A 13602-nucleotide genomic window follows, 5' to 3' on the forward strand; every position below is an offset into this window, starting at 1 on the left:
CGCCCGCGTAATGGGCCGTTCGTACGGTCGACGCACCAGGGTCGAACGTGGAAGGGGCCGCGAGGTGTCCGCAGCGGAATCGGGGGGCGTGCGCACCGTCTGCTCCTACTGCGGGGTGGGCTGCGGAATGGTGCTGGACATCGCCGTCGGCCCGGACGGCCGGCGCACGGTGCGCCGGGTCACCGGCGACCGCGACCACCCGGCCAACTTCGGACGGCTGTGCACCAAGGGCGCCACCACCGCCGACATGCTGGCCGCCCCCGGACGGCTCGCCACCGCCCTCCGCCGCCCCCGGCGCGACGCCGAGCCCGAGCCCGTCGACGTGCCGGCGGCCGTCACCGAGACCGCGCGGCGGCTGCGCGCCATCGTCGACGAGCACGGCCCCGACGCCGTGGCCCTCTACGTCTCGGGCCAGCTGAGCCTGGAGGCCCAGTACCTCGCCAACAAGCTGGCCAAGGGCTTCCTGCGCACCAACCAGATCGAGTCCAACTCCAGGCTCTGCATGGCCAGCGCCGGCACCGGCTACAAGCTGTCGCTGGGCGCCGACGGCCCACCCGGCTCCTACGAGGACCTCGACCACGCCGACGTCTTCCTCGTCATCGGCTCCAACATGGCCGACTGCCACCCCATCCTGTTCCTGCGCCTCATGGAGCGGGTGCGGGCCGGTGCCAAGCTGATCGTCGTCGACCCCCGGCGCACCGCCACCGCCGAGAAGGCGGACCTGTACCTGCCCATCCGCCCCGGCACCGACCTGGCCCTCCTCAACGGCCTGCTGCACCTGCTGGTCGCCGGCGGCCACACCGACCAGGAGTTCATCGCGGCGCACACCGAGGGCTGGGAGGCGATGCCCGAGTTCCTCGCCGACTACCCGCCGGACGCCGTCGCCGCCATCACCGGACTTCCCGAGGCCGACATCCGCCGCGCCGCCGAGCTGATCGGCACCGCGGGGGAGTGGACGAGCTGCTGGACCATGGGGCTCAACCAGTCCACCCACGGCACCTGGAACACCCAGGCCCTGATCAACCTCCACCTGGCCACCGGCGCCATCTGCCGCCCCGGCAGCGGCCCGTTCTCGCTGACCGGCCAGCCCAACGCGATGGGCGGCCGCGAGATGGGCTACATGGGCCCCGGCCTGCCGGGACAGCGCTCGGTGCTGGTCGCCGAGGACCGCGCCTTCACCGAGCGGCTCTGGGACCTGGCGCCCGGCACCATTCGCGCCGAGGGACCGGCCCAGGGCACCGTCGAGATGTTCCGGCGGATGGCGGCGGGCGAGATCAAGGGCTGCTGGATCATGTGCACCAACCCCGTCGCCTCGATGGCCAACCGCGACACGGTGGTCGAGGGGCTGCGGGCCGCCGAGTTCGTCGTCACCCAGGACGCCTACGCCGCCACCGAGACCAACGCCTACGCCGACGTGGTGCTGCCCGGCGCGCTGTGGGTCGAGGGCGACGGCGTCATGATCAACAGCGAGCGGAACCTCACCCTCACCCGGCAGGCCGTCGACCCGCCGGGCCAGGCGCTCCCCGACTGGCGGCTCATCACCCTGGTCGCCCGCGAGATGGGCTACGCGGAGGCCTTCCCCTACGAGAGCGCCGAGGAGATCTTCGAGGAGCTCAAGGGCGCCTGGAACCCGACCACCGGCTACGACCTGCGCGGGGTGAGCTACGAGCGGCTCGACGCCACCCCGGTGCAGTGGCCGGCCGCCGCGCCGGACGGGCCGGAACGCAACCCCGTCCGCTACCTGCCGCCGGACGGCGGCGGCCCCCGGTTCCCGACCCCCAGCGGCCGCGCCGGCTTCTTCCCCCGCCCGCACGTGCCGCCCGCCGAACTCCCCGACGACCGGTATCCGTTCCTGCTCAACACCGGCCGGGTGCAGCACCAGTGGCACACCCTCACCAAGACCGGCCGGGTGGCGCGGCTCAACAAGCTCAACCCCGGGCCCTTCGTCGAGGTGCACCCGGACGACGCGCGGGCCCTCGGCATCGCCGAGGGCGACTCCGTCGAGGTCGCCTCCCGCCGCGGCAGGGCCGTGCTGCCCGCCGTGGTCACCGACCGGGTCCGGCCCGGGTGCTGCTTCGCGCCGTTCCACTGGAGCGACCTGTTCGGCGAGCGGATCACCGTCAACGCCGTGACCAGCGACGCCGTCGACCCGCTCTCCAGACAGCCGGAGCTCAAGGTCTGCGCCGTCGCCCTGACCAGGGTCGCCGCCCGCCCCACCACCCCCGAGCCGGTCACCACCGAGCCCCTCGCGCCGCCGGCGCGCACCACGCCGAGAGGGCGCGAGGTGATGGTGCTGTGGGCCTCCCAGACCGGCAACGCCGAGGAGTTCGCCAACGCCGCCGCCGGCCGGCTGCTGGCCGCCGGACACCCGGTGCGGCTCGCCGGCATGGCCGAGTCCGACCCCGCGACGCTGCCCGCCGCGGCCGACCTGCTGCTGGTCACCAGCACCTTCGGCGACGGCGACGCGCCCGACAACGGCGCCGACTTCTGGGCCAACCTCGCCGACGGCGGTGCCCCCCGCCTCGACGGCCGCCGCTACGCCGTGCTCGCCCTCGGCGACTCCGCCTACGACGACTTCTGCGGCCACGGCCGCCGCCTCGACCGCCGGCTCGCCGAACTCGGCGCCACCCGCCTCGCGCCCCGCACCGACTGCGAGCCCGACTACGAACCCGCCGCCTCGGCCTGGCTCGACCAGGTGCTCGCCACCCTCTCCGGCGGCGCCGCGCCCATCCCCGCCGCCCCCGTCGCCCCCACCCGCCGCAAGCGGGTGACCGCCACCGCCCGGCTCACCGGCAACCGCCTGCTGAGCCTGCCGGGCGCCGGCAAGGAGGTGCGCCGCTTCACCCTGGACGCCCGGGACAGCGAGACGCCGCTCGAGTACGAGGTCGGCGACGCGCTCGGCGTCCGGCCCACCAACTGCCAGGACCTCGTCGCCGAGTGGCTGGCCGTCACCGGCCTCGACGCGGCCGCCGAGGTCACCCTGGAGGACGCCGGCGACCTCCCGTTCGCCGAGGCCCTCCACCGCCACCTGGACATCACCCGCATCACCCAGGGGCTGCTCCGCTTCGTCGGGGACCGCACCGGTGACCGGGGCCTGCGCAAGCTGCTGCGCCCCGGCAACGCCGGCGAACTCGCCCAGTACTCCTGGTGCCGGCAGGCCGTCGACGTCGTCGCCGAGCACCCGGTGCGGGCCACCGCCCAGGAGTGGGCCGACGTGCTCGGCCGGCTCAAGCCCCGCCTCTACTCCATATCGTCGTCCCCGCTCGACGACCCGCGCACCGTCTCGCTGACCGTCTCCGTCGTCCGCTACGAGAACCTGCGCGGCCGGCGCCGCAAGGGCGTCTGCTCGACCTTCCTCGCCGACGCCGAGCCCGGCACCGAGATGTCGGTCTTCGTGCAGCGCGCCCCGCACTTCCGCCCCCCGGCCGACCCGGCCACCCCGATGGTGATGGTCGGCCCCGGCACCGGCGTCGCGCCCTTCATCGGCTTCCTCGACGAACGACGCGCCCGCGGCCACCGCGCCCCCAACTGGCTCTTCTTCGGCGAGCAGCACCGGGCCACCGACTTCTACTACCGCGAGGAGCTGACCAGCTTCCGCGACCAGGGCGTGCTCACCCGGCTCGACACGGCCTTCTCCCGCGACCAGCGCGCCAAGGTCTACGTCCAGGACCGGATGCGCGAACACGGCCCCCGGCTGTGGTCCTGGCTGAAGGACGGCGCCCACTTCTACGTCTGCGGCGACGCCAGCAGGATGGCCCGCGACGTCGACGGCGCGCTGCGCGAGATCGCCAGGCGCCACGGCGGCCTCGGCGAGGACGAGGCCGCGGCCTATGTGCGCCGGCTCGCCGCCGACCGCCGCTACGTGCGCGACGTCTACTGAGACCGGCCGCTCGGCACCTCGACCGGGTGCCGGGCGTGCGGCACCACCATCGGCGTGCCGGTCGCCGGGTCCGGCACGATGTCGCACGGCAGCCCGAACACGTCCCCGACCAGCTCGGCGGTCAGCACCTCCTCCGGCGGGCCCTGGGCCACCACCCGGCCCTCGTGCATCACCACCAGGTGGGAGGCGAACCGCGCCGCCTGGTTCAGGTCGTGCAGCACCGCCACGATCGTCCGCCCCTCGCGGTGCAGCTCGGCGCACAGCTCCAGCAGCTCGTACTGGTGGGCGATGTCGAGGAAGGTGGTCGGCTCGTCGAGCAGCAGCAGCTCGGTCTCCTGCGCCAGCACCATCGCGATCCACGCCCGCTGCCGCTGACCGCCCGACAGCTCGCCCGCCTGCGCGTCCGCGAGATCGGTCAGCCCGGTGCGCTCCAGCGCGAAGGCGATCGCCGCGTCGTCCGCCGGCGACCACTGCCGCAGCAGCGTGTGGTGCGGATAGCGGCCGCGCCGCACCAGGCCGCGCACCGTGATCCCGTCCGGCGCCACCGGGCTCTGCGGCAGCAGCGCGACCCGCCGCGCCGCCTCCTTCGCCCGGTAGCCGTGCAGGTCCCTGCCGTGCAGCAGGATCCGCCCGCCGACCGGCTTCAGCACCCGGGCGAACGCCTTCACCAGCGTCGACTTCCCGCAGCCGTTCGGCCCGATGATCATCGTCAGACCGCCGTGCGGCACGTCCAGGCTCAACTCCCGCACGACCGGCTCGCCGCCGTACGAGATCGTCACCCCGTCCGCGCTCAGACCCGTGCCCACTTACAGCCGCCCCTTCCGCCACTCACGAACCAGCAGATAGCCGAGATAGACGCCACCGAGCGCCATGGTGTAGATGCCGACCGGCAGCCCGTCCGACCAGGGCGCCTGCTGCGCCGCCAGATCGGCCAGCACCAGCAGCAGCGCCCCCACCAGGGCGGCCAGCGTCTGGTGCGCGCCGGTGGAGCCGGTCAGCCGGCGGGCGATCTGCGGCGCCGTGAGCGCCACGAACGCGATCGGCCCCGCCACGCTGACCGCGCCGGCCGACAGCACCACCGAGAGCGTGACCGCGAACACCCGGGTCCGCCTGGGGTCCGCGCCGAGCCCGGCGGCCAACTCGTCGCCCATCTCGCCGACGTCCAACCGCCGGGCGAGCAGCGCCGCCAGCGGCGCCACCACCGCGAGCACCAGCCAGATCGTCGCCGCGTGGTTCCAGTCCCTGGCGGACAGGCTGCCGTTGACGTACGCCATCAGCACCGACGCGCGGTCCCGCTCCATCACGTAGACCACGTACTCGGTGAACGCGTACGCCATCGCGGCCACCCCGATCCCGGCCACGATCAGCCGCCCCGGGTTGCGGAACCCGGTGCCCGTCGAGAAGTACACCAGCAGCATCGCCGCCGCCGCGCCGCCCAGCGCGCCCAGCCACACCGGCAGCGTGCCGGGCAGCAGCAGCGCGAAGACCGCGGCGCCCGCGCCCGCCCCGGCGCCCAGACCGATCACGTCCGGGCTGCCCAGCGGATTGCGGGTGACCGACTGGAAGAGCGCGCCCGACAGGCCGAGCGCTGCCCCCGCGCCGACCGCCACCACCAGGCGCGGCCCGCGCAGCCGCTCCAGCACGAACTCCTGGCTGCCCTCGGCCCCGCCGAACAGCGCCCCGGCCAGCTCGCCCAGCGGAATCCCGAGCCGCCCCAGCGTCAGCGTGGCCACGCAGGCCGCGAGCAGCAGCACGAACACGCCGAGCACCGCCAGCAGCTGGCCGCGGTGCACCGGCAGCGCCACCGCCCGCCCGATCCGCAGCACGCCCGCGCCCCCCGCGGGCACCTCACCGGAGACCGTCACGCGCTCCCCCTCATCCGCCGCACCGCGAACAGCAGCACCGGCGCCCCGACGAACGCGGTCACCACGCCCACCATCAACTCCTGCGGACGCACCACGACCCGCCCCAGCACGTCGGCGAGCAGCAGCAGCGCGGGACCGACGACGGCCGCGTAGCCGATCCCCAGCCGGAAGTCGACGCCCACCAGCGCCCGCACCACGTGCGGAACGGCCAGCCCCACGAAGGCGATCGGGCCCACGGCCGCCGTCGCCGCCGCGCTCAGCAGCGTCGCCGCGACCAGACCGGCCGAGCGCAGCACCGTCGGGTTGGCGCCCAACGAGGACGCCGACTCGTCGCCCAGCGCCAGCGCGTTGAGCCCGGGACCGAGCAGCAGCGCCAGCACCAGGCCGACGACCGCGAACGGCAGCACCGAGCGGAACACGTCGAAGTCCCGGCCGCCCAGCGCCCCGACCACCCAGTAGCGGTAGCTGTCGAACGCGTCGGGATGGGTCAGCGCGATCGCCTGCACCAGCGCCGTCAGCACCGCCGACACCACGGCGCCGGCCAGCACGAGACGCACCACGCTCCCGTCGGCGCCGGCCGCCCCGATCACGTAGACCAGCAGGCCGGCGAGCAGCGCGCCCGGCAGCGCCCACCACACGGTGGCCGCCTGCCCGGAGGCGCCCAGGAACGCGGTCGCCGACACCACGGCGGCGGCGGCTCCCGCGTTGATGCCGAGCAGCCCCGGATCGGCCAACGGGTTGCGGGTGACGCCCTGCATCAGGGTGCCCCCGACGGCCAGGCAGACGCCGGCGAGCACGCCGAGCGCGGTGCGCGGATAGCGGCTCTCCACGACGGTGGTGACATAGGGGTCGGCGTTGCCGGCCCACACGTCGAGGACGTCGCCGAACGACGTCGACCTGCTGCCGAACATCACGCTGGCCAGCACGGCGAGCGCCAGCACGACCAGGCCGACGAGCAGCGCGGACACCCGGCGAGGGGTGCCGACGCGGGAGGCGTCGGCACCGCTCGGGCGGGACTTCGCGAGGGTAGTGGTCACGAGGCAGGCTTACCCGGGATCACTGGTCGATCGTGGCGACGGCCTCGTCGATCAGCGGCAGATAGCGGTCGATCACCCACGGCACGGTGAGCGGGTTGATGATCGAGGAGGCGGTGACGAAGGAGTTGTCGTCGCTGGCGACGACGCCCCCGCGCTCCACGGCCGGGATCGCGGCGTACAGCGGCTGCGCCTCGATCTCCTGACGGGTCTCCTCGTCGGTGTAGAAGGTGAAGATCAGGTCGCTGTCGGCGAGTTGGTCCGCGTTCTCCAGGCCGATCAGCGCCGAGTCGGTGCCCTCGGTCTCCTCGAAGGTGTCGACCACCGGGTCCACGGTCAGGCCCAGGCCCGAGACCATCGCGACCCGCTGCTCCTCCGGCAGGAAGACACCGAGGGTGCCGGGACCCGAGGTGTAGATGTAGGAGAAGGTGACGTCCGCGTACTCGGGGCGGGTCGCGGCGGCCTCGGCCAGCTGGTCCTCGATGTCCCCGATCAGGGTGGCGGCCTCGTCGGGCTGGCCGAGCGCGGTGGCGATGATCTCGATCTGCTCGTCCCAGTTGGTCGACCACGCCAGGTCCGGGTAGGCCACGGTCGGCGCGATGTCGGAGAGCACGTCGAACTGGTCCTGGGTGATGCCGGACCAGGGGGCCAGGATCACGTCGGGCTCGAGCTCGATGATCGCCTCGAAGTCGATGTCCTCGCCGCCGGTGAACTGCGTCGGCAGCTCCTCGCCGGCCTCGGTCACGGCCTCGTGGATCCACGGCAGGTAGCCGGTCTCGTCGCTGCCCCACTCGTAGCTCTCGATGCCGACCGGGGTGTGGCCGAGCGCGATGGCGGTCTCGGCCGAGCCCTGCCCGAGGGTCACGACGCGCTCGGGCTGCTCCTCTATGGTGGCCGGGCCGAGCGCGCTCTCGATGGTGACGGGGAAGGCGCCCTCGCTCTGCGCGGAGTCGCCCGAGCCGCCGGTGGTCTCCTCGTTGTCGGAGGAGTCGGACGAGCAGCCGGTGAGCACGAGGGCCGCGGCGGCGGTGGCTGCGGTGAGGGAGAGCGCGGATCGGCGCAGGCGGGTCAGGCGGGGCGACATGCTGTTCCTCGGTGGGTGTGTGGTGCGTTGGTGTCCGGGGACGGAGGCTAGCTTAGGTAAGCCTAACCGTACAGTGCCGCCCGGTGGCCGTCCGCGCCGGGTCATGGCGACGAGGGCGGAAATCCTTTGCCCTGAGCGTTCCGCGGCGGGGTCATGGGAGCGCTTCCATGAGACCATCTCCCTTGTCGCACGCGCATGTTCCTTGCGAGCCGCGTTCTCTTCGAACGAAGGAGCAGTACTGTGCCATCCGATATGTCATGGACACGTCGCAACTTTGTGGCGGTGGCCGCCCAGGCGCTCGTCGCGGCGGGGGTCGGCGGGGCCGGCGTGCTCCGGCCGACGCCAGCCACCGCGCTGGCCAAGTCCCTGTATCTCCCGGCCCGTTGGCAGTCCACCGGCGAGGTGCCGTGGAGCCGGGACCGGACCAGGGAGTCGGCCAACTTCATCCTGCTGTGGGGGGAGAAGTCGGGGACCGACCCGCTCAACGCCCCGGCCGAGTTCCGGTTCGACCCGAACAACATCCTCAGCCAGCTGGAGACCCTGTACTCCTTCTACGTCAACACCATGCGGTTCACGGCGGAGACGGGGCTGCTCGCCCAGTACAAGATCGTGGTGATCGTCACCCGCACCTGGAACCGCACCGCGCTCGACGCCTGGGCCACGGGCGGCTCGGTGGACGGCACCGTGGGCGTCATCAACATCGCGCCGGCCGCCGCCCAACCGGGCTCCTGGGGCCTGGCGCACGAGCTGGGCCACGTCTTCCAGAACTACACCTTCCTCGGCCGGGGGTCGGGCGTCGGCTTCACCGACCCGTCGGCCGGCACCTTCTGGGAGACGAGCGCCGAGTTCATGGCGATGCGGGTCTACCCGAACGGGGGCGCCGGCGACCTCACCCGTTTCCTGCGCACCGAGAACCTGGCCTGGTCGTCCAGCCGCCACCACTACGGCAACTGGATGCTCATGCAGTACCTGGTCGACCGGTACGGCGGCATCCAGGCGTTCAACGACATCTGGAACCAGGCGCGGAGCAACGAACACCCGCTGGAGACCTACCGGCGCGTCAACAACCTGACCCAGACCCAGCTCAACACCCGGGTCGCGGAGTACGCCCAGCGCCAGGTCACCTACGACTACACGAACCGCGCCAACATCATGCCGTTCATCAACGGCGTCTACGGCGCGGGCTTCATCAACGCGTACAACGGCGTGCCGGTCGACGCGATCGACCAGTCCACCGGGCACTACGCCATCTCCAACCGGATCGCCCCCTCGGACTACGGCTACAACAAGATCCGGCTCGTGCCGAGCAGCGACGGCGGCCTGATCACCCTGCGCTTCAGGGGCCACGTCAACGCGGCGGCCGGCTCCGGCTGGTCGTACGGCTTCGTCGCGGTGCGGAACGGCGTGCCGCGCTACGGGCCGATCCACAACGGCGCGGACGCGCAGGTCACCTTCCAGACCCAGTCCGGCGAGCGGGACGTCTACCTGGTGGTCACCGGCACCCCGAGCACCGTGCACCACTACGCCTTCCTGGACGGCTACCCGAGGAACTACCGCTATCCGTACGAGTTCACCGTCCAGGGCGCGGTGCCCTCCGGACACGAGCCCGGCTACCAGAAGCCGGCCGCGACCGGTGGCGGCCACTGGCACGCCAACGGCGGCGGCTGGGTGGACAACCGGGCCAACGTCGCGGCCAGCGTCCACGTCGGCCCGCGTGCCGCCGTCTACGGCAACTCCACCCTCAGCGGCAACGTCCGCGTCGAGGGCCTGGCCTGGGTGAACTCCGGGGCCACGATCCGCGACAACGTGGTGGTCAGGGACAACGCCATCGTCCAGGGCGGCGCCAACCTGTCGGGCAACGTGGTGGTGGGCGGCGACGCCGAGCTGTGGATCGCCTGCTCCTCGGGCACCTACCTGACGTTCAACCCCGACCGCGGCTGCGACGGCCGCGGCGGCGAGACGGACATCAACCCGGCGACCAGCCCGTTCTCCGAGGCGGAGATCGCCATCAGCGGCGGCTGACGCGCGTTGTCAGTGCCGGGCGTCACCATGGGGGCATGAACGACCACTCCAGCACCACCACCGCCATCGCCGCCTACTGGGACGCGGCCGCCGACCGGTTCGACGAGGAGCCGGACCACGGTCTGCGCGACCCGGAGACCCGCGCCGCCTGGCGGCGGCGCCTGCGCTCCTGGCTGCCGCCGGCCCCGGCCGACGTGCTCGACGTGGGCTGTGGCACGGGCTCGCTGGCCCTGCTGGTGGCCGAGGCCGGGCACCGGGTCACGGGCGTCGACCTCGCCCCGGCCATGGTGCGGCGGGCGCGCGAGAAGTTCCAGGCGGCCGACCGCGGCGGGCGGTTCCTGGTGGGCGACGCGGCCGAGCCGCCCACCGGGGACGCCCGGTTCGACGTGCTGCTGGCCCGGCACCTGGTGTGGACGCTGCCGGATCCGGAGGCGGCGCTGCGGGCGTGGCTGGCGCGGCTGCGTCCCGGCGGGCGCCTGGTGCTGGTCGAGGGGCGCTGGCGGGAGGCAGGGCAGCCCGCCGCGCCCTATGTGGCGGGGGCCGAGTCGCTGCCGTGGGGCGGCGGCATGGCGGCCGAGGAGTTGGCGTCGGTGGTCCGGCCGCTGGTGGCGCGGCTCGCCGTCGAGCCGCTGAGCGGGGATCCGGTGCTGTGGGGCGGCCCGGTGGCGGACGAGCGCTACGCGCTCATAGCGGCACGGGAGTGAGCAGCCGGCCGGTGGTCAGGTAGTGGTCGAGGTTGCGGTAGGCGAGGTCGCCCATGGCCTCCCGGGTCTCGCGGGTGGCGCTGGCGATGTGGGGGAGGAGCAGCACGGAGTCGAGGTCGAGCAGGGCCGCGGGGACATGCGGTTCGTCGGCGAAGACGTCGAGGGCGGCCCCGGCGATCCGGCGCTCCAGCAGGGCTTCGACCAGCGCCGGCTCGTCCACCACGGAGCCGCGCGCGATGTTGACCAGGTAGCCGTCGGGGCCCAGGGCCGCGAGCACCTCGGCCGAGACCAGGCCGTTGGTCGCCGCGCCGCCGGCGGTCGCCACCACCAGGACGTCGGCCCAGGCCGCGAGGTCGCGCGCGGACTCGGCGTACCGGTAGGGCACGTCGGCCACGCGGCGGCGCGAGTGGTAGCCGAGTTCGGCGTCGAAGGCGGCCAGCCGGCGGGCGATGGCGCGGCCGATCCGGCCGAGCCCGAGGATGCCGATCCGCTTGCCGCTCACCCGGGTGGCGAGCGGGAAGGCGCCGGACTCCCAGGCGCCGGCGCGCACGTAGCGGTCGGCCTCGGCGATCCGGCGCAGCACGCCGATCACGGCGCCCACGGCCAGGTCGGCGACGCAGTCCGTCAGCACGTCCGGGGTGTTGCTGACGTCGATGCCGCGGGCGCGCGCCCGGACCACGTTGGTGGTCTCGTAGCCGACGCCGAAGTGGACGATGGCCCCGAGCCGGGGGAGGGCGTCCATCAGCGCGTCGGAGACGCCGATCCGCGCGGTGGTCACGGCGGCGACCACCTCGCCGCCGTGCTCGGCGAGGAAGGCGTCGGGGTCGGCCTGGTCGGTCAGCCGCACGGCGTGGTGCCGGCTCGCGAGGGCCTTGTCGAGCGAGGGCAGCAGCGGGCAGATCTGCAGAACCGTCCCGGCCGGCGTCTCGTCGGCGCTCACGCCGCCAGGACCTTGTCGACGAGCGCCTGCAGGTCGTCCCGTTCGGCCGTGGTGAGGTCGGTGAGCGGCGGCCTGACGGGTCCCGCGTCGCGGCCGACCGCCGCCAGGCCCGCCTTGACGATGGACACGGCGTAGCCGGCCCTGCGGTTCCTGATGGTGAGGTAGGGCAGGACGAACTCGTTGAGCTTGCGGTAGACGGTCTCGGCGTCGCGGGCGCGGACGGCCGTGTAGAAGTCGAGCGCGAACTCGGGGAGGAAGTTGAAGATGGCGGAGGAGTAGGTGGTGACGCCCATCTCCAGGTAGGGCAGGGCGTAGGTCTCGGCGGTCGGCAGGCCGCCGATGGACAGCAGCCGCCCGTCGAGGCGGGCGTGCACGCGGGTCATCAGGTCGACGTCGCCGATGCCGTCCTTGAAGCCGATCAGGTTGGGGCAGCTGTCGGTCAGTTCCTCGACGGCGTCGAAGCCGAACGCGGCGTTGGCACGGTGGTAGACGATCACCCCGAGCCCGGTCGCCTCGCACACGGCCCTGACGTGGGCGACCAGGCCCTCCTGGGAGAGCTCGGTGAGGTAGGGCGGGAGCAGGAAGACGCCGGACGCGCCGGCCGCCTCCGCGTCCCTGGCCATCGCGACGGCCTGCGCCGTGCCGTAGCCGGCCGGCGCGATCACCGGCCGGTCCTCCCGCACCGAGCCGACGGCGGCCCTGACCACCCGGCCCACCTCGTCCGGGGTGAGCGAGAAGAACTCGCCGGTGCCGCCCGCCGCGAACACGCCGGAGGCCGGGAACGAGGTCTGCCAGGCCACGTGCTCGCGGTAGGCGTCCTCGTCGAAGGTGAGGTCCGGCTGGGCGTGGGTGACGGGGAAGCACAGCAGGCCCGTGCCGAGGGTGGACCGCAGGGTCTCAGGGCTGAACGAGGTCATCGTCTCCGCTCCGGGGTCGGGGGAAGCTGCCCGGAGCGTATGGCCGGCATCGATACCTGTCTAACACCAATAAGGCATCCGCCGATACCGTGAGGGCATAGGGTGCTCGTTCGCCGTCTGGGAGGTGTCCATGTCGACCCGGTTCACGCTCGAGCAGCTGCGGGGCTTCGTCACGGTGGCCGAGGAGGGCCACTTCGGGCGGGCCGCCGACCGGCTGCGGATGACCCAGCCCCCGCTGAGCCGGCAGGTGCAGAAGCTGGAGCGCGCCCTGGAGGTCGAGCTGCTGGTCCGCACACCGCGCGCCGTGCTGCTGACCGCCGCCGGGCGGGCGTTCCTCGCCGAGGCGCGGCGCATCCTCAAGCTGTCGGAGTCCGCCCCGGCGGCCGCCCGCAACGCCGCCCGCGGTGAGGCGGGCACGCTGACCATCAGCTTCACGGCGATGGCCGCGCTCGCGGTGCTCGGCCCCTGGCTGCGGACCATCACCGGGCGGCTGCCCATGGTGGAGCTGACCCTGGTCGAGATGGTGACCGGGGACCAGGTCGACGCGCTGCTCGCCGGCGGCGTCGACATCGGCCTGGCCCGTGGCGTGCCGCCGTCGGACGTGCTGAGCGTGCGGCGGGTGCACGCCGAGAGCCTGCTGCTGGCCTGCCCGCGCGACCACCCGCTGGCCGACCTGGGCCGCCCGCCGTCGCTCGCCGACATCGGGCGGTACCCGGTGGTCACCTATCACCCGGTGGTCAGCCGCTACCTGCACGAGCTGGTGATCAGCGTGTTCCGGCAGGCCCGGGTGGAGCCGGACTACGTGCAGCGGGTCGGCCAGGTGCACAGTCTGCTGGCGCTGGTGAACGCCGGCCTCGGGGTCGGTCTCGTGCCCAGGACGGCGGCTCGACTGCGGCTGCCCAACCTGGCGTTCACGGAGGTCGACGGGGTCAGCCCGGACGTCGTGGAGACCCACTGCGTGTGGCGGACCGAGCACGCCAACCCCGCGCTCGACGCGCTGCTCCGCCTCACGGCATCAGGTGACGACCGGACTCTTGACGGCCTCGGGGCGCAGGCTTAGCGTCTGCGTCTACAAATGCAGACGCGGGACGCATGTATAGACGCCAGCGTGGGCTGAGTGACTCCCCACCCGGCTCGCGCGTCCCCCGCGGTACCA

General features: G+C 73.4%; 10 protein-coding genes. 4 read left to right on the forward strand and 6 right to left on the reverse strand.

Annotated features, from left to right (window positions below):
- Positions 1-10 precede the first annotated feature (10 nt).
- The gene (locus tag RNC47_RS03275) at positions 11-3880 is read left to right on the forward strand and encodes a molybdopterin-dependent oxidoreductase (protein ID WP_449657343.1); all 3870 of its coding nucleotides are present in this window, start codon (positions 11-13) and stop codon (positions 3878-3880) included.
- Here the strand turns inward: RNC47_RS03275 and RNC47_RS03280 are convergent.
- From RNC47_RS03280 to RNC47_RS03295, 4 genes are read right to left on the reverse strand one after another with little or no spacing between them, the layout of a single operon-like run.
- Positions 3874-4686, reverse strand: a complete 813-nt coding sequence (locus RNC47_RS03280; RefSeq protein WP_311595313.1) for an ABC transporter ATP-binding protein — start codon at positions 4684-4686, stop codon at positions 3874-3876. The genes RNC47_RS03275 and RNC47_RS03280 overlap by 7 nt on opposite strands.
- On the reverse strand, positions 4687-5745 hold the full coding sequence (locus RNC47_RS03285; RefSeq protein ID WP_311595314.1) for a FecCD family ABC transporter permease: 1059 nt from the start codon (positions 5743-5745) through the stop codon (positions 4687-4689).
- Positions 5742-6782, reverse strand: coding sequence for a FecCD family ABC transporter permease (locus tag RNC47_RS03290; protein WP_311595315.1), 1041 nt, complete (start codon positions 6780-6782; stop codon positions 5742-5744). The genes RNC47_RS03285 and RNC47_RS03290 overlap by 4 nt, the downstream gene beginning before the upstream one ends.
- A gap of 19 nt (positions 6783-6801) precedes the next feature.
- Positions 6802-7863 (reverse strand): iron-siderophore ABC transporter substrate-binding protein, encoded by a 1062-nt coding sequence (locus RNC47_RS03295; protein ID WP_311595316.1) that lies wholly within the window; start codon positions 7861-7863, stop codon positions 6802-6804.
- 252 nt (positions 7864-8115) lie between these two features.
- On the opposite strand from RNC47_RS03295, the gene RNC47_RS03300 reads away from it, so the two are divergent.
- Both RNC47_RS03300 and RNC47_RS03305 read left to right on the forward strand, forming a co-directional pair.
- Positions 8116-9885 (forward strand): DUF6055 domain-containing protein, encoded by a 1770-nt coding sequence (locus tag RNC47_RS03300; protein ID WP_311595318.1) that lies wholly within the window; start codon positions 8116-8118, stop codon positions 9883-9885.
- A gap of 35 nt (positions 9886-9920) precedes the next feature.
- The gene (locus RNC47_RS03305; RefSeq protein WP_311595320.1) at positions 9921-10589 is read left to right on the forward strand and encodes a class I SAM-dependent methyltransferase; all 669 of its coding nucleotides are present in this window, start codon (positions 9921-9923) and stop codon (positions 10587-10589) included.
- On the opposite strand, the gene RNC47_RS03310 is transcribed toward RNC47_RS03305, so the two are convergent.
- Together RNC47_RS03310 and kdgD are read right to left on the reverse strand one after the other, a co-directional pair.
- Positions 10570-11529 carry a 2-hydroxyacid dehydrogenase gene (locus RNC47_RS03310; protein WP_311595322.1) on the reverse strand — a complete coding sequence of 320 codons (960 nt, stop codon included), beginning with the start codon at positions 11527-11529 and terminating at the stop codon, positions 10570-10572. The two genes, RNC47_RS03305 and RNC47_RS03310, sit on opposite strands and share 20 nt — an antisense overlap.
- Positions 11526-12446: a 5-dehydro-4-deoxyglucarate dehydratase gene (gene kdgD / locus RNC47_RS03315; protein WP_311595323.1), complete on the reverse strand. Its 921-nt coding sequence runs from the start codon at positions 12444-12446 to the stop codon at positions 11526-11528. The genes RNC47_RS03310 and kdgD overlap by 4 nt, the downstream gene beginning before the upstream one ends.
- Positions 12447-12576: 130 nt before the next feature.
- Here kdgD and RNC47_RS03320 point away from each other — a divergent pair, with 130 nt between their 5' ends.
- A complete protein-coding gene (locus RNC47_RS03320; RefSeq protein WP_311595325.1) occupies positions 12577-13506 on the forward strand; it encodes a LysR substrate-binding domain-containing protein in 930 nt (309 codons plus the stop codon).
- Positions 13507-13602 lie beyond the last annotated feature (96 nt).

The sequence above is a fragment of the Streptomyces millisiae genome (assembly GCF_031845425.1).
GTDB classification, from domain to species: Bacteria; Actinomycetota; Actinomycetes; order Streptomycetales; family Streptomycetaceae; genus Streptomyces; species Streptomyces millisiae.

Bases quoted from the DNA above. Each gene is read 5' to 3' on its own strand.
- RNC47_RS03305 (WP_311595320.1), top strand. From the start codon at position 9,921: ATGAACGACCACTCCAGCACCACCACCGCCATCGCCGCCTACTGGGAC.
- RNC47_RS03275 (WP_449657343.1), top strand. From the start codon at position 11: ATGGGCCGTTCGTACGGTCGACGCACCAGGGTCGAACGTGGAAGGGGC.
- kdgD (WP_311595323.1), bottom strand. From the start codon at position 12,446: ATGACCTCGTTCAGCCCTGAGACCCTGCGGTCCACCCTCGGCACGGGC.
- RNC47_RS03295 (WP_311595316.1), bottom strand. From the start codon at position 7,863: ATGTCGCCCCGCCTGACCCGCCTGCGCCGATCCGCGCTCTCCCTCACC.
- RNC47_RS03300 (WP_311595318.1), top strand. From the start codon at position 8,116: ATGTCATGGACACGTCGCAACTTTGTGGCGGTGGCCGCCCAGGCGCTC.
- RNC47_RS03320 (WP_311595325.1), top strand. From the start codon at position 12,577: ATGTCGACCCGGTTCACGCTCGAGCAGCTGCGGGGCTTCGTCACGGTG.